This is a genomic window from Sinorhizobium sojae CCBAU 05684 (assembly GCF_002288525.1).
Classification (GTDB): Bacteria; Pseudomonadota; Alphaproteobacteria; order Rhizobiales; family Rhizobiaceae; genus Sinorhizobium; species Sinorhizobium sojae.
Window position 1 is genome coordinate 1,676,885 of the sequence record NZ_CP023067.1, and the last position, 16,203, is coordinate 1,693,087.

Below are 16,203 nucleotides of genomic sequence, written 5' to 3' on the forward strand. Positions count from 1 at the left end.
CGGTCAGGCGTGCGCGGTTTTCGGCTGCGCCTTGGCATTCTCCTTCTCCAACACCGCCTCGGTGATGGAGTTCGGAATACGCTTTGGCGTCTCGATCAGGCCGAGAAGAGGCATGAGGGCGAGGAAGAAGCCGAAGTAGTACAGCGTGCCGAGCTGCGAAAGCACGACGTAGATGCCCTCCGCCGGACGCGAACCGAGCCAGCCGAGCATGATGGCGTTGGCAACGAAGATCCAGAAGAACAGCTTGTACCAGGGACGGTACACGGCGGAGCGGACCTTGGAGGTGTCGAGCCAGGGCAGGAAGAACAGGACGATGATCGAGCCGAACATCACCAGAACGCCGCCGAGCTTGGAGTCGATCGGGCCGATGTTGAAGGTGATGGCGCGCAGCATCGCGTAGAACGGCAGATAATACCATTCCGGAACGATGTGAGCGGGCGTCTTCAGCGGGTCAGCCGGGATGTAGTTGTCCGGATGACCGAGATAGTTCGGCATGTAGAAGACGAACCAGGCATAGACCAGCAGGAAGACGGAAACGCCGAGCGCGTCCTTCAGCGTTGCATAGGGCGTGAACGGAACGGTGTCGGTCTTCGACTTGACCTCGACGCCCGTCGGGTTGGTCTGGCCGGTGACGTGCAGCGCCCAGATGTGCAGGACGACGACGCCGGCGATCATGAAGGGCAGCAGGTAGTGCAGCGAGAAGAAGCGGTTCAGCGTCGGCTGATCGACGGCGAAGCCGCCAAGCAGGAACTGCTGGATCCACTCGCCGACCAGCGGGAAGGCCGAGAAGAAGCCGGTGATAACCGTCGCGCCCCAGAAGGACATTTGACCCCAGGGCAAAACGTAGCCCATGAAGCCCGTCGCCATCATCAGGAGATAGATCACGACGCCGAGAATCCAGAGGATCTCACGCGGCGCCTTGTAGGATCCGTAGTAGAGACCGCGGGCGATGTGCAGATACACCGCGATGAAGAAGAAGGATGCGCCGTTGGCGTGCAGGTAACGCAGCAGCCATCCGTGGTTGACGTCGCGCATGATCTTTTCGACCGAATTGAAGGCGACGGTCGTCTCGGCCGCATAGTGCATGGCCAGCACGATGCCGGTCAGGATCTGCACGATCAGCATCACCGACAGCATTGCACCGAAAGTATAGGCGTAGTTGAGATTGCGCGGCACCGGATAGGAGACGAACGAGTCGTGGATCAGGCGCGGCAGCGGAAGACGGGAATCAACCCACTTCTCGATGCCTGTCGTTGGCGTGTAGGTTGAATGATCAGCACTCATTCTCAGTAGTCCCCTCAACCGATCTTGATAACTGTGTCGGAAACGAACGTGAAGGTCGGCACGGGGAGGTTCTCCGGTGCCGGGCCTTTACGGATGCGGCCGGCCGTATCGTAGTGCGAGCCGTGGCAGGGACAGAACCAGCCGCCGAAGTCACCGGCCTGGCCGAGCGGCACGCAACCGAGATGGGTGCAGGAGCCGATCATCACGATCCAGTTTTCCTTGCCTTCGCCGGCGGAGCGATCAAGGTCGGTCGCCTCGGCATCGGCCGCAAGATTGGCGTTACGCGCCACCGGGTCCTTGAGCTCGCCAACCGGTACCGCCTTGGCTTCCTCGACTTCCTTGTCGGTGCGGTTGCGGATGAAGACCGGCTTGCCGCGCCACTTGGCCGTCAGCGACATGCCCGGCTGCAGGCTCGATACGTCAACTTCGATGGAAGCGAGCGCGAGCGTCGACGCGTCCGGACGCATCTGGTCGATGAACGGCCAGGCCGCGGCCCCGGCGCCGACGACGCCAGCCATGCCCGTGGCCAGGTACAGGAAGTCGCGGCGAGTGGGCTCGCCCAAGGTCTCGCTTGAAGTGTCGTGTTCGCTCACGGCTAAACCATCCTCTCACGCAATGTTGCGGACACCGCATTCCCCCCGTCCCCGAGTCACGGAACCGCGCCCTGTCTCATTCACCGACACCCTGTCCGGCTCGCGGCGGCAAGCCTCGGATCGGATGGCGGAATCCGGAGAATCCGGCACACGGATTCCCCGTCAATCCGGCGCGTTCTATGCTTGATCGCGGACTATGTCCAGCCTTCATGAGGCAGGGTGGGCAGATTGTCGCGGGGAAAAATGCGGCCAATCAGCGCAAGGGCTTGGCGTGTTTCAAGCCTGCTGCATGTCTCCTTGAATCGAGGTCGATTTAAGGACAAAGACATGCCACAACTCAGAGTGCTGCAGCGACCTTTGCGCGTCTGACAAGACGCGCGGCGCTGCAGGTCGCGGACGCCTATTCGGCGGCCTCTTCCTGCGCGAGGAAGCCACCCGATTGGCGGGCCCAAAGCTCCGCATAAAGACCGCCGCGCGCGATCAGTTCGGCATGGGTTCCATCCTCGACGATGCGCCCCCGGTCCATCACCACCAAGCGGTCGAGAGCCGCGATCGTCGACAATCTGTGCGCTATGGCGAGCACGGTCTTGCCATGCATCAGACGCTCGAGATTCGACTGGATCGCCGCCTCCACTTCGGAGTCGAGCGCCGAGGTCGCCTCGTCGAGGACGAGAATGGGCGCGTCCTTGAGCATGACGCGGGCGATTGCGATCCGCTGCCGCTGGCCTCCGGAGAGCTTCACACCCCTCTCCCCGACATGTGCATCGAAGCCCTTGCGGCCGCGCTGGTCCTGAAGGTCGACGATGAACTCATGGGCCTCCGCCCGGCGCGCCGCCTCGATCAGGTCTCCTTCCGAGGCGCCGGGGCGGCCGAACAGGATGTTGTCGCGTATCGAGCGATGCAGGAGCGAAGTATCCTGGCTGACCATCCCGATCTGCCCGCGCAGGGATTCCTGCCGGACCGCCGCAATGTCCTGCCCGTCGATGAGGATACGGCCACCCTCGAGATCGTAGAAGCGCAGCAGCAGGTTCACCAGCGTCGACTTGCCGGCGCCCGAGCGCCCGACAATGCCGACCTTCTCGCCCGGCCGGATGGTGAGGGAAAAATCGTCGATGACGCCGCCGCCCTTGCCATAATGGAACTGGACGTGCTCGTAGCGGATCTCCGCCCGGCTGACCTGAAGGTCCGGTGCCCCGGGCCGGTCGACGAGACCGATCGGCTGCGAGACGAGTTCGGCCGAATTCTGCATCGTGCCGATATTGCGCATGATCGCGTTGAACTGCCCCATCATCCGGCCGAGCAGCATGTTGAGCCGCAGCACAAGCGCGAGGGTGAAGGCGACGGCGCCGGAACTCACGGAACCGGCAAGCCACAGATTGATGGAATAGATGGCAATCGCCGTGATCATCAGCCCCGAAAGCAGCGCCTGAGAGGCCCGGACGCCGGTCAACAGGCGCGTGAATGGGATCACCGCTCCCTGGTAGCGATCGAAGCCGGCGCGGATATAGCGATCATTCTCTTCGTCGCTGCCGAACAGCTTCAGCGTCTGCATGTTGGAATAGGCGTCGACCATGCGGCCGTTGAGCATCGACGCCATCTCCGCGGTGTTGCGGGCGTGCCTGCGGACCCGCGGGACGAAATAGCGGGCGAGCGCCAGAAAGACGAGTATCCAGAATGCCACCATCGCCGCCAGGCGCCAATCGAGCTGGGCGATGAGCGCCATGGTCGAGGCGGTGTAGATGACGATGAACCAGACGACCTGCAGCAGCGAGACGATCAAGTCGCTCGTCGCCTGCGCGCCGGTCCACACCTTGGTGACGATACGGCCGGAAAATTCGTTCTGGAAGAAACTCAGGGACTGGCGGGCCACATGCACATAGGACTGCCAGCGCACGAGATTGAGAAAGCCGGTGATGATCGACTGTTCCTCGACGAGCGCGGCGAGCGAAACGGCGACGAAGCGGAAGACCAGCACCGTCAGCAGCATGAAGAGCAGTTCCGGGCCGTTGGCGGCAATCAATCCGCTCCAGCCATCCTCCGGCCGCACGGTATCGAGCACGTCGACCAGCCTGCCGACGAAATAGAAGAGCCCGGCCTCGAGCATCGCCACCAGCCCGCCAAGCGCCGCCATGGCAAGGAAGGGTCCTTTTGCCTGACTCGCATAGAACCAGGCGAAGCCCCACAGCGAACTTGGCGGCTGAACGCGCTCCCGCGGCCCGAAGGGGCGGATCCAGTTCTCGAAGATGGCGACGATGGAACGCAGCATTGTTCTGATAATAGGTGGCGGAATTCGGACGGCAATCGGTTTCCGCCGTCCGGGCGATTACAAATGCGTAAGCTTCAAACCCCGTTACAAGCTCCGGGGGCGAAGCGGCGGATCACTCCGCCGCCTCCTCCTTTCCGACATCGTCGGCGATGAAGCCGCCCGACTGGCGCGACCAGAGGTCGGCATATAGCCCTCTCTTGGCGATCAGCTCGGCATGCGATCCCGTCTCGACGATCCGCCCGGACTCGAGGATCACCAGCCTGTCCATCTCCGTCAGCGTCGAAAGCCGGTGTGCGATCGCGATCACCGTCTTGCCCGACATCAGCGCGAAGAGGTTCTCCTGGATCGCCGCCTCCACTTCCGAGTCGAGCGCCGAGGTCGCCTCGTCGAGGATCAGGATTGGCGCGTCCTTCAGGAAGACGCGCGCAATCGCGATCCGCTGGCGCTGGCCGCCGGAAAGCTTCACTCCGCGTTCGCCGACCTGCGCGTCGAGCCCCGTGCGTCCCTGGTTGTCTTCAAGCGCCTGGATGAAATCCCAGGCATTCGCTTTCTTCGCGGCAGCGACGATCTGAGCGTCGGTCACCTCCCGATGCCCGTAAGCGATGTTGTCGCGGATCGAGCGATGAAGCAGCGACGTGTCCTGCGTCACCACGCCGATCTGCGAGCGCAGGCTGTCCTGCGTCACGAGCGAGATGTCCTTGCCGTCGATGCGGATCACGCCCTCTTCCAGGTCGTAGAAGCGCAAAAGCAGGTTCATCAACGTCGTCTTGCCGGCGCCGGAACGGCCGACAAGACCGATCTTCTCGCCGGGCCGGATGTCGAGCGACAGCCGGTCGATGACGCCTTTCGCCTTGCCGTAATGAAAACGGACATTTTCGAAGCTGATCGCTCCCTTCTCCGCCTTCAGCACGGCCGCATCCGACCTGTCGACGATGTCGTGCGCCCTGGTCATCATGCCCATGCCGTCATAGACCGTGCCGATATTCTCGAACAGCGCCGAGACTTCCCACATGATCCACTGCGACATGCCGTTGATGCGCATGGCAAGACCGATCGCCACCGCGATCGCTCCGACGGAGATCGCGCTTGTCAGCCACAGATAGATGCCGAGCGCACCGACCGCAAAGAGCGCGACGCAATTGTTGGTGTAGACGCAGATATGGAACAGCGTCACCCTGCGCATCTGCCGATGGACGGTGCCGAGAAACTCCTCCATGCCGGCACGCGCATAGGCCTCCTCACGCCCCGCATGGGAGAACAGCTTCACCGTGCCGATATTGGTGTAGCTGTCGACGATACGTCCCGTCATCATCGAGCGCGCATCCGCCTGTTCCTTGGAGATCTTCTGGAGCCGCGGAACGAAGTAGCTGACGATCAAGATATAGACGACGAGCCAGATCGCGAGCGGTGCAACGAGGCGCCAGTCGGCCGCCGCGACCACGACCAGCATCGTCGCGAAATAGCTGACCACATAGACGAAGACGTCGAGGATCTTCATCACCGTTTCACGGACGGCAAGCGACGTCTGCATCACCTTCGTGGCGACGCGCCCGGCAAACTCGTTGGAGAAGAAGGTCATGCTCTGCCGCAGCAGATAGCGGTGCATCTGCCAGCGCGCGATCATCGGATAATTGCCGAGCAGAACCTGGTGCATGACAAAAGAGTCGAGCGCGACCAGCACGGGAAGACCGATCAGGATCAATGCGCCCATCCATGCCAACCTGCCGCCCTCGACCGCGAGGAAGCTCTCCCGATCCGCGTTGGACAGCCAATCAACGATGTTGCCGAGAAACTGGAACAGCGCCACCTCGCCGACGGCGATCAGCATCGTGCAAACGGCCATGACCAGGAGCCACGGCATTGCGGACTTGCTGTAGTGCCAGCAGAAGGCGAAGAGCCCCTTCGGCGGAAGGGACGGCTCCTCGAGCGGATAGGGATTGAGGCGGGATTCAAACCAGCCGAACATGTGTGAAGCTCCTTCAGGGAATTTGAAGGTAGGCGGGTCTCCCCGCTTTCATTGCCTTTGAATATGCAACCCGGAAACGACGCTGCAAACGCGCTGGGACCTCCCGAGGACCGGAGCACGCATCATTCGATCGGTAGAAGGAAAAGGCGCGGAACCGGTCAGGCCAAGAAAGACCCGGCCACACGTGGGAGGCGTGTCAACATCAGAACTGTCATGTATGCCTCCATCGGTTCGCGTTGAAGATGAAAGACCTTTAACCTTATTCGGGGTTCCGCGCCAGATTGTCGCACGCATTTTCCTGCGATTTTCTACACCGGCACCCACCCTGTTGCCGATACGGCACAGATTAGCAAAGCGCAATTCAGCGCCATCGCATAGACGGGGCGTCATACCAACCTGCACCGATATTGACCAAAGCGCCCGGCCCTTCGGGTGGGCCGTCTGTCGGCCGCCGGCCGCGTCGCAATCCTCGACCGATGCATGAGCATCGCTCTGCGGTGTGCTCCTCACCGGACACCCGCAGTCGGTCCCACGCAATTGGTCAATATCGGTGCAGGTTGGTATCAGGTCATCGGATGGTGGAACAGGAAGCCATTCGATGTCATAGAGGCCCTCGTCTTCGCAAATCAGCCCTTTCCGTGGAAGCTCATGACGAATCTCCGAATCTGCCTCTATCAACCTGATATTCCAGGCAATACCGGCACAATACTTCGGCTGTCGGCCTGCCTTGGCCTTGCCGTCGACGTGATCGAGCCAGCCGGCTTCGACCTCTCGGACCGCAATCTGAAGCGCGCCGGCATGGACTACATCGCCGCCGTCACGCTGACCCGCCACGTCAACTGGGAACGCTTCGAGGATTGGCGGGCCGGAACCGGCCGGCGCCTGGTTCTCGCCTCCACCAAGGCGGCCGAGCCCTACACGCGCTTCGGTTTTCGTCCGGACGACATCCTCCTCTTCGGGCGCGAAAGCGCAGGCGTACCCGATCATGTCCATGAGCGGGCTGACGCACGCATTCTCATTCCGATGGCGCCGGGCCAGCGCTCGCTCAACATCGCGATGGCGACTGCCATGATCGCCGGCGAGGCGATGCGGCAGGTCGAGGCCTATTGAGCAGAGGCCGATGCGAAGACCGTCGCGGCGACGGGAAATATACGGCTGAATAGCGCGATTTCTTGTGCGCGCCACCAAATTCGTCATCGGCGTGTACATCATGCGGCGATCTCATTGTAGGGTGTCGCCTTGCGCGCAGATTTCAGCGTGCGCGCCCACCAGGTCAGCCGGTCCATCATCAGGAAAAGAGACGCCTGCACTTCCTCGGGCTTGTAGAGATTGCCCGCCGCATCGAATTTCGACCAGGCTTTCGCTAAGATCACACCATCCCTCAGCGTCACCGAATGCAGTTCTCCGAAAACCTGTCGCAATTGCTCGACGGCCCGGATGCCGCCCGAGGCGCCGCCATAGGAGACGAAGGCCACCGGCTTGGCGTGCCAGGGCTCATAGACGGAATCGATCAATTCCTTCAGCGCCGCAGGATAGCCGTGGTTGTATTCCGGCGTGACGACGATGAAGGCGTCGGCCTCGCCCACTTTGCGCTCCATCCACTCGCCGAGATCGCCGGCCTTGTCGCCGCGCGCGCTCCTGAACCGCAGCGGATCGATGATCGTCAGGCTGAAAATGTCGGAACTTGAAAGCTCGCGGATGAGCCAGCTCGTCACCGTATCGCAGAAACGGCCCTGCCGTGCGCTGCCGTAGATCACGGCAAGGGTCATTTTCTCTGTCATGGGGAATCAACTCCTTGTTGTCGGCTACAGGGAGTCCATGCTATAGAACCTCAACCATAGTTGAGGTCAATAGCGCCCGTGAACAAAGACGATAGCCACGATATCAAGCGCGAGCTGACGGTCGGCGAGGTTGCCGAGCGCAGCGGCGTCGCCGTGTCGACGCTTCACTTCTACGAGACCAAGGGACTGATCCGCAGCAACCGCAGCCGCGGGAACCAGCGGCGATATCCGCGCGGCGTGCTACGGCGCGTGGCGGTCATCAAGGTCGCCCAGCGGACGGGAATTCCCCTTTCGGAAATCCAGTCCGCCTTATCGGTCCTGCCCGAGGACCGGCCACTGACGGTGGAGGATTGGGGCAGACTTTCAAAGACCTGGCGGCAGCAGCTCGACGAACGTATCGCCAAACTGACGGCGTTGCGCGATCAACTGACCGGCTGTATCGGCTGCGGCTGCCTGTCGATGCGCGACTGTCCGTTGCGCAACCCCTATGACGTTCTCGGAAGCGAAGGGGCAGGCCCACGCCTGATCGAAGCGACGGACGGCACGGGCGAGCCGGAAACCGGCTAAAGCCGTTCCCACAGCGCGGCGCGTCTTTTCTGAAGTGCAAAGCCGCTGTAGGGATCCCGCGCATCGAGCTTTCCGAAAGCCGGTTCCGATTTTCGGGCCGATACGCAGGTTTCACGCTTCCTTGAACGCTCTCCGCTTCCGGGCGGGAGGCCGCATCCGACTGAGCACCGCCATGCTGAAAAGCGTTCCGCAGGAACAGGCAAGCGCGATCGCCAGTGCCGAGCTATTGCCCGACTCGTCGAGAACCAGGGAGAAGAAGGGCGGCGCTGACGCGAAGGCAAGGTTGAGCGGCAGCCCGAGACGCGCCATGACTGCCGCATATTGCGCGGGCGAAAAGAAAACGAGCGGCATCGTCGCGCGGCTCACGGACATGGCGCCGCTCGAAAGCCCGTAAAGCAGCAGGAAAAGGACGATCGACCACTCCGCGCCCTGTCCAAGAGTCAGTGCCAGGAACGCCATCGGCATGATCGCCGCTGCAACGAGCCCGGTCGTTACCCCATCCCAGCGATTGCCGCCAAGGAAATCGAAGAGCCGCGCCGAGAGCTGAACGAAGCCAATCGTGGAGCCGAAAGCCACCGCAAGACGATCCGCGACCGCGAAGCTGCGGAAGAGATCGATGACGACCAGCTGAAAGCCCCAGGTGACGAAGCCGTTGAGCGCGACGGCCGCGGTGATCAGTGCTACCACGTGCCGGTCGCGGCGAACCTGCGCACGGTCCGCTTCTGCGGCCGCGACAGGCGGCGCACGCGCCGCGGGCTCGGTTCGCGGCAGGGCGAGATAGTGCAGCGGCGCGCAGACGAGGAGCATGGTGGCGCCATAGAGGACGAAAGTGCCGCGCCAGCCGAGTACCGCCTCGCAGAAGACCGTGACCGGCCAGGAGACGCTCGGTGCCAGCGCCATCGCCAGCATTTGCGCTCCGATCGCCCGGCGCGCGCCCTCCCCGGCAACCTCGGTCAGGAACACATGTGCCGAGGTTGTGAGCGTCGCAGCCCCGGCCACGCCCAGAACGGCCCAGGCGGCGAAATAGGCGATCGGCCCCTGGGCAGCGGCAAGCAACCATAGCCCCGGCGCGGCGAGCACGGAGCCAAAGGCGAGCACCCGCCGCGCACCGAGACGCGCATAGAACGACGCCAATGGCGGCGAGCACAGCGCCATGACCACCAGCATGACCGTCGGTCCAAGATAGATGCTGGATGGCCTGAGCCCGAGATCGCCGGCCATGCCTGCTGCGCTGACCGACACGAACATGAACATCGCGCCCCAGGCGATGATCTGCGTAATGGAGAGAATGGCAACCGAGCGGAGGACAGGCATGAAACCGGGATGGCGGGAGTGGGCGAAACAGGTCCGGAGGAATGCAGCCATAGGTTTACGCCGTCGGCGCGGTATTGACCACTCCACGCTTACACCTTCGGCGATTTTTTCCGGATAGGGACGCTTCCTACGCCTGCAGAAGCCTTTCTGTCGGAGCGAGGAGCAAGCCGCTGGCCGATCTCCCCTTGTGGGAGAGATGGCCGGCAGACCGGAGGGGGTATCCGCATCCGCACCCATTAGGAGGGAGCGCAGGGCAAGAGGAAAAGCATGCCGAGAGCTTAATCCGCACTCGGGAGCCGACGCATGGTGAATTCGATCTCCCCGCCATCGAGCTGGCGCCAGCTTTCGACTTCCGTCCAGTAGGCTGCCTTGGGCCAGGTCTCGAACCACTCGCGCGCCTTGGCGCGGGCCGCAGTCCGTTCGAGCCGGAATGTCTCGCGGACGAAGAGGCTGTCGCTTCGCGCAGGCCGCTCGCTGCGGCTGCGGGCGATCTGGCGTCGCAGCCCCTCGAGCGGTGGTCCTGGTGGTTTCTTCGCCATAGCGATACCTCTCCTGAGAAGATAGGATGGAGGCGGCGCCATTGCCAGTCCATTCGTGCGAAGGGCGATCGGCCGTTTTCGTGATGAAGCTGGCCGGAGGGACCAGGCAGTATAGTGGATTCGCGCCGCCTTCCGCAGTTGCCATTCGGGCCAAAATATGGACTGTGGCGACGACAATCGAATCGGCGGTTCACGTTGGAGAGCCGCAAACGGACTATGAGTTCCCATGGAAAGACCGGAATTGCCGCAGGGCTTGCCTGCCGACATCGAAGACAAGAAGGCCGAAGCGAAAGCCTGGTTCGAAAGTTTGCGCGACACGATCTGTTCCGCCTTCGAGACGATTGAGGACGACCTCTCGGGACCGCTGTCGGATCGCCCCCCCGGCCGCTTCGTCGCCAAGGACTGGCAGCGCGAGGAAGGTGCCGGCGGCGGTGGCCGTATATCGATGATGGAGGGCCGGGTCTTCGAAAAGGTCGGCGTCCACACTTCCACCGTCCACGGCGAGTTCTCCCCGGAGTTCCGCACCCAAATCCCGGGTGCCAGCGAAGATCCACGCTTCTGGGCCTCCGGCATTTCGCTGATCGCCCACCCCGTCAATCCGAACGTGCCCGCCGTACATATGAACACGCGCATGGTCGTGACCACGAGCAACTGGTTCGGCGGCGGCGCGGACCTGACGCCTGTCCTCGTCCGTCGGCGCGTGATGACTGACGCGGATACGGTTCTCTTCCACCGCGCCATGGAGATTACCTGCAATCGGCACGCAGTCGCCGATCACGCGAAATTCAAGCAGTGGTGCGACGAATATTTCTTCCTCAAGCACCGCAACGAACCGCGGGGCACGGGCGGAATATTCTACGATTGGCTGCATTCGCCGGACGAACTGGGCGGCTGGCAGGCGGACTTCGCCTTCACCCGCGACGTCGGCAAGGCCTTCGCGCTCGTCTATCCGAAAATCGTCAGGGCGAACTTCAACACGCCCTGGACCGAGGCCGATCGTGACGAGCAGCTCGTGCGCCGTGGCCGCTATGTCGAGTTCAACCTCCTCTATGACCGCGGCACGATCTTCGGACTCAAGACCGGCGGAAACGTCGAGTCGATCCTCTCCTCGCTTCCCCCGGTCGTCCGCTGGCCCTGACCACCCTTCGGGACGCACGACACCGTAACCAGCGAACAAAAACCGCGCGACCGGCGTTTCCCCACCGAAACGAGAACCCTCACTCAAGGGACTGTCGCATGGTGTTCAAGAAGCGCACATTCTTCGGCGAGGAGCCGGAGCGGTTGATACCCCAGCAGCCCGCCGAACTGGAGCGTCGGGTTGCAAACCTGCTTGCCGTCTCACCGGGGCTGGATGCCGCCGAAGTCACCGTGACCTGCAGCGGCCAAACAGTCGTGCTGGGCGGGCGGGTTGCGACCGAGGAGGAAATTCTGCGCGCCGAAGAAGCGGCAAGATCAGTCCCCGGCGTCACCGAGGTCGTCAACCGGATCGAGCTCGCTAAAGTCGGCAGGGGCTGAGCGTCCGCCTCTCCTCCTGCGGCCGCCATACGGCGGCTCGGGTCATATAGCCGCCAGCGTCCAACCGACGATATCCGCCGCCACTTTCGCAAAAGCCGCATCGAGCGCTGAAACGAACGCCGGATTGCTCGTACCGTGCACGGGTGCGACAGCCCGGAACGCCCGCTGCCGGCGCACGGTGCCGTTCCGGTCATCGAGGATCTTGGCGAAAATCTCGACGACCGCCGTGTCGGCCCCGTCGGTGGAGATCTCGAAGGCACGGATCTCGGTGATGATTTGGTAGTCGATCGCCAGGCCCTGGCCGGGCTTGCCCACACCACCGACCCTGCCGGTATCCTCGAAAGTCTGGACGAGTCTGTCCTGGACGATGCGCGGCAGCCGGTCGCCCCATTGCGCCCTGGCGAGGAAACGCAATTCGGACTCGGACAGCCGAACGACGATCTGGTCGCTGTCGAGCGTTCTCAGCGCAGTCGGCTCGGGCACCAGGATCTGGCGGCTGGTCGCTGCCGGACGCTCCACGACAGGCGTCGCGGCCAGGCTGAACGTGTCGTTGACCGCAGGACGCGTGCCGCAGCCCGCCAAGATCATCGCCATTGAAAAGACCACGGCAGACCGGGCGGCCCCCGCCTTACGCTCAGCTACCACACCCGGAAAACGCATACGGCAAATATCCCCAAACAATTGCGCGTCGCACGGTTCCCCCACCGCACGTCACATGCCTACCACCGGGGTGAGCGAATCACCGCCGCGTGCGGCCATCATATTGCTTAACCGTCTCGCCGCCGAACAGGAGGCGCTGCGGATTTTTGTCGAAATCGGAAATTGTATTCTGCAAGCCCTGAACGGTGCGACGCGTTTCGGTAACGAGCGCCTCCACGTCCCTGAGGCCAGCGTTGGAAAAGCGCTTCAGATTTTCGGCAATAGGCCCGATCTGGGCATTGAGATTGTTGGCCATAGTACGGAAGGATTCGAGCGTCGCGCGCGCCTCTGCGGAAAGTGATGGCGCATCGGCGTCGCCAAGAAAGCCGTCGATTTTCACAAGAATGCCGTCCACCCGATCGGAAGCAGCATTCAGCTTGGTCGACATCTGAGTGAAATCGGTGATTGTCTGGTCTATGTCCTCCTGCCGGGCGCTGATCTTTTCGGCGAAGCTCGACACCTCGGCGGCAACCTTGCGGGCATCGGCGCTTGCCGCAGAGATATCGTTGACGACCGTTCCGACCTTCTGCGCATCCACGGCGGCCACCAGCGCATCGACGCGCTTCAGGGTCTCCTGCGCACTCTTGCCGAACTCGTTATAGGTGCCGACCGTGCGTTTGAACCCGTCGACCGCTTCCGAAACGCCGCCGGAAGCTTCCTTGAGGTCACTGCTCAACTGTTCGACATTGCTGACGATCGTGTCGATCCTCTTGGGATCGACGGCGTTGATCAGCCTGTCGGCGCTTTCAAGTGTGGTGTCGAGCTTCTTCGACGCGGCGCTGACCGACCCCGAAAGTTCCTCGACGCTCTTCAGGAACTGGTCGATGGCACCCGAATTGTTCGCAAGCGCTTTCGAGAACTTCTCCGCATTGCCGATGGTCGCGGTCAGAGGCGTGCGGATGTCCGTGACGAAACCCTGGATATCGCCAATGGCGCTGTTTGCCCGGTCCAGGATCTGATCGGCGGTCGCAAGCAGGCTGGTGACGCTCGACTGGTCGGCAGTGATGGTCGCCGACGTTCCCTTTTCGAGCGCCGTCTTGAGAATATTCTCATCTCCCTTCCGGCCGCCGCTGAGTTCAATGTAAGCCGCACCCGTAAGTCCCTGCACCTCCAGTGTCGCCGTGGTCGACGTCAGCACCGGCGCATCGGCCGACACCTCGGTAATGGCAATCGAATAGCGCGGATCATTGGCGTCGATCGCAAGGTTGCGAACGGTACCGACATTGATGCCGTTGAAGCGCACCGGCGAGCCGACCGAGAGACCGTTGGCCGAACCCGGAATGTTGACGATGAGTTCGACCATCTGCCCCGCCCGGCCATATTGCGCCATCCAATAGACGAAACCGAACGCAGCGGCGATCACGAACACCGTGAAAAAGCCAACAATGGCATAATTCGCTTTGGTTTCCATCGCTACGACCACCTTTGCGGCTCCCGCCGCTTTCATCCGCTTCGGCAAGCGAACCTCTCCGAAGCAATTTCCAAACGCGATCGGCAGGCCGGGCTTATGCCCGCGCCACCGCCCTTCCCCGCTTGCCGCGGAAATAGGATTTCACCCATGGCTCCTCGCAGGCAAGCATGTCCTCGATTGTCCCGGAGACGAGCACGCGCTTCTGGCCGAGGACTGCGATCCGGTCGCAGACCGAAAACAGGCTGTCCAGATCGTGAGTCACCATATACACGGTCAACCCAAGTGTGTCCCGCAACTTGGCGATCAACTCGTCGAACTCCGCCGCGCCGATCGGGTCGAGGCCGGAGGTAGGCTCGTCGAGGAAGACCAGATCCGGATCGAGCGCCAGTGCGCGCGCCAGCGCCGCACGCTTGATCATACCACCCGAGAGCTCCGACGGATATTTCTCCGCCGCTTCGGGCGCGAGCCCGACCAACTCGATCTTCAGGCGCGCCAGTTCGTCCATCAGCTTCTGTGGCAAGTCGAGATATTCGCGCATCGGCACCTGAATGTTCTCGCGCACCGTCAGGGCGGAAAAGAGCGCGCCATGCTGGAACAGCACGCCGAGACGCATGTCGAGGGCGATGCGCTCCGCTTCGGTGAGCTTGTCGTATTCGGCGCCGAGGATCTCGATGGTGCCGGACCGCTTCGGAAGCAGCCGCAGCACGGTGCGCATCAGCACCGATTTGCCGGTTCCCGAAGCGCCGACGAAGCCGAGGATTTCGCCGCGATAGATCTCGAGATCGAGCCTGTCGAGCACGATATTCTCGCCAAAGCCGACGGTCAGGTCTCGAACGGAAAGCACCACCTCGCGCCTCTCCGCCGCCCGATCCGATTGCCTCTCCATGACCTCTTGAACCATGATCCAACCGCCTCAGAAATCGATCGCCGCATAGAACATGGCGAACAGCCCGTCGATGAGGATGACGACGAAGATCGATTTCACCACAGACGAGGTTACGTGCCGCCCCAGCGATTCGGCGCTCCCCCCCACCTTCAGGCCCTCGACGGCGGCAACGACGCCGATGATCAGCGCCATGAAGGGCGCCTTGATCATGCCCGCCGCAATCGTGGAAAAATCGATAGATTCCTGCAGCCGCGAAAGGAATGTTGCGAAAGTGATGTCGGAATAGGTCCAGGCGACGAGGGCCGCGCCGGCCAGCGCGGCGAAATTGGCGACAATCGTCAACAGCGGCAGCACGATGGTAAGCGCCACCAGCCGCGGAAAGACGAGGACGCCGACTGGGCTCAGGCCCATGACCTTCAGCGCATCCACCTCCTCGCGCATTTTCATCGAGCCGATCTCGGCCGTGATTGCGCTCCCCGACCGGCCGGCAATCATGATCGCCGTCAGAAGCACGCCGATTTCGCGCAATTGCAGAATGCTGACAAGGTCGACGACGAAGATCTCGGCGCCGAAGGCGCGGAGCTGGAAGGCTCCCTGCTGCGCAATAATGGCGCCGATCAGAAACGACATCAGCACGATGATCGGCACAGCCATGACCCCCATGCGGTCGATCTGGTGCACGATCGCAGCCGGCGAAACGCCGGCATGGCGCCCGAGCTTCATTTGCGCGCCGCGAACCGCCGAGCCGAGGATGAACATGGCGGCGAAAGTGTCGGTCCAGATCGACACCGTGAGCTCGCCAATCGGCGCGAATAGTTTTTGGAAAAGCGGAACCCGTCTCGTGTCGCGTTCCGGTAGCGGCAGCTCCGCGGGCATGGCCTGCACGAGTTCGACGTACCGCTCGCCTCCGCCGGCAAAGCGAACCTCGCCACCGCTCCCGTTCATGAAGCGCCGAATAATCCAGGCGCCGGCGGTGTCCATCGCGGTAACGGCGGAAAGATCGAATTCGTCATGGTCACGCGCCGGCTTGGCAAGTCGGTTCAGCTTGGCCGCCATGGCCACGGCCGTCTGGTGCCGCCAGTCGCCGCTGAAGACGTAGCGACGGCCGGCTCCTCCTTCGCCCTCCTCAAGGACGACATCGGCAACAGTCTGTGTTTGAGCCCGCGTCACGTTTGCTTGGTCTTTCGCTTCGCCATTGCGTATCTCTTAAACCAGATTCGATCCAAGGACAAAAATCACGCGGGAATTCAAAGTCGTACTGCATCGTCGCGCGTCTTGTCGGCCGCGCAATGCCGCTGTAGCACTTCGAATGGCTACATGTCTTTGTCCTTGAACCGAGGTCGATTTAAGAAGACACGCGGCAGCGCAGGCATGCGACCGAA

Annotated in this window: 15 protein-coding genes; 4 read left to right on the plus strand and 11 right to left on the minus strand. The window is 62.4% G+C overall.

Annotation, left to right across the window (positions count from 1 at the left end; all coding sequences use genetic code 11):
• Positions 1-3: 3 nt before the first annotated feature.
• From SJ05684_RS08240 to SJ05684_RS08260, 4 genes are all read right to left on the minus strand, one after another.
• Positions 4-1,284 carry a cytochrome b gene (locus tag SJ05684_RS08240; RefSeq protein WP_034857545.1) on the minus strand — a complete coding sequence of 427 codons (1,281 nt, stop codon included), beginning with the start codon at positions 1,282-1,284 and terminating at the stop codon, positions 4-6.
• A 14-nt stretch (positions 1,285-1,298) separates the two neighbouring features.
• The gene (petA, locus tag SJ05684_RS08245) at positions 1,299-1,877 is read right to left on the minus strand and encodes a ubiquinol-cytochrome c reductase iron-sulfur subunit (RefSeq protein WP_034857543.1); all 579 of its coding nucleotides are present in this window, start codon (positions 1,875-1,877) and stop codon (positions 1,299-1,301) included.
• Positions 1,878-2,277: 400 nt separating this feature from the next.
• A complete protein-coding gene (locus SJ05684_RS08255; protein ID WP_034857542.1) occupies positions 2,278-4,143 on the minus strand; it encodes an ABC transporter ATP-binding protein in 1,866 nt (621 codons plus the stop codon).
• A gap of 112 nt (positions 4,144-4,255) precedes the next feature.
• Positions 4,256-6,109, minus strand: coding sequence for an ABC transporter ATP-binding protein (locus tag SJ05684_RS08260; protein WP_034857541.1), 1,854 nt, complete (start codon positions 6,107-6,109; stop codon positions 4,256-4,258).
• Positions 6,110-6,757: 648 nt separating this feature from the next.
• Between SJ05684_RS08260 and SJ05684_RS08265 the strand changes: the two genes are divergently transcribed.
• Positions 6,758-7,219 (plus strand): tRNA (cytidine(34)-2'-O)-methyltransferase, encoded by a 462-nt coding sequence (locus SJ05684_RS08265; RefSeq protein ID WP_034857561.1) that lies wholly within the window; start codon positions 6,758-6,760, stop codon positions 7,217-7,219.
• Between the two features lie 98 nt (positions 7,220-7,317).
• On the opposite strand, the gene SJ05684_RS08270 is transcribed toward SJ05684_RS08265, so the two are convergent.
• Positions 7,318-7,890 (minus strand): NADPH-dependent FMN reductase, encoded by a 573-nt coding sequence (locus SJ05684_RS08270; RefSeq protein ID WP_034857540.1) that lies wholly within the window; start codon positions 7,888-7,890, stop codon positions 7,318-7,320.
• Between the two features lie 78 nt (positions 7,891-7,968).
• Between SJ05684_RS08270 and soxR the strand changes: the two genes are divergently transcribed.
• Complete coding sequence (gene soxR, locus SJ05684_RS08275) at positions 7,969-8,457, plus strand: redox-sensitive transcriptional activator SoxR (RefSeq protein WP_034857539.1); 489 nt, start codon at positions 7,969-7,971, stop codon at positions 8,455-8,457.
• Positions 8,458-8,568: 111 nt separating this feature from the next.
• On the opposite strand, the gene SJ05684_RS08280 is transcribed toward soxR, so the two are convergent.
• Both SJ05684_RS08280 and SJ05684_RS08285 read right to left on the minus strand, forming a co-directional pair.
• Positions 8,569-9,771 carry an MFS transporter gene (locus SJ05684_RS08280; protein ID WP_050980130.1) on the minus strand — a complete coding sequence of 401 codons (1,203 nt, stop codon included), beginning with the start codon at positions 9,769-9,771 and terminating at the stop codon, positions 8,569-8,571.
• Between the two features lie 278 nt (positions 9,772-10,049).
• Entirely contained in the window at positions 10,050-10,310 is a 261-nt protein-coding gene (locus SJ05684_RS08285) for a hypothetical protein (protein ID WP_034857536.1), read from the minus strand.
• Positions 10,311-10,536: 226 nt separating this feature from the next.
• Between SJ05684_RS08285 and hemF the strand changes: the two genes are divergently transcribed.
• Positions 10,537-11,448, plus strand: coding sequence for an oxygen-dependent coproporphyrinogen oxidase (gene hemF / locus SJ05684_RS08290; RefSeq protein ID WP_034857535.1), 912 nt, complete (start codon positions 10,537-10,539; stop codon positions 11,446-11,448).
• A gap of 98 nt (positions 11,449-11,546) precedes the next feature.
• Positions 11,547-11,825, plus strand: a complete 279-nt coding sequence (locus SJ05684_RS08295; RefSeq protein ID WP_095694237.1) for a BON domain-containing protein — start codon at positions 11,547-11,549, stop codon at positions 11,823-11,825.
• 42 nt (positions 11,826-11,867) lie between these two features.
• Here SJ05684_RS08295 and SJ05684_RS08300 read toward each other — a convergent pair whose 3' ends face one another.
• From SJ05684_RS08300 to SJ05684_RS08315, 4 genes are all read right to left on the minus strand, one after another.
• Positions 11,868-12,485: an ABC-type transport auxiliary lipoprotein family protein gene (locus SJ05684_RS08300; protein ID WP_034857525.1), complete on the minus strand. Its 618-nt coding sequence runs from the start codon at positions 12,483-12,485 to the stop codon at positions 11,868-11,870.
• A gap of 79 nt (positions 12,486-12,564) precedes the next feature.
• Positions 12,565-13,935 carry an MlaD family protein gene (locus tag SJ05684_RS08305; RefSeq protein WP_034857533.1) on the minus strand — a complete coding sequence of 457 codons (1,371 nt, stop codon included), beginning with the start codon at positions 13,933-13,935 and terminating at the stop codon, positions 12,565-12,567.
• A gap of 94 nt (positions 13,936-14,029) precedes the next feature.
• The gene (locus SJ05684_RS08310; protein ID WP_034857524.1) at positions 14,030-14,836 is read right to left on the minus strand and encodes an ABC transporter ATP-binding protein; all 807 of its coding nucleotides are present in this window, start codon (positions 14,834-14,836) and stop codon (positions 14,030-14,032) included.
• Between the two features lie 12 nt (positions 14,837-14,848).
• Positions 14,849-15,991, minus strand: coding sequence for an ABC transporter permease (locus tag SJ05684_RS08315; protein ID WP_034857523.1), 1,143 nt, complete (start codon positions 15,989-15,991; stop codon positions 14,849-14,851).
• Positions 15,992-16,203 lie beyond the last annotated feature (212 nt).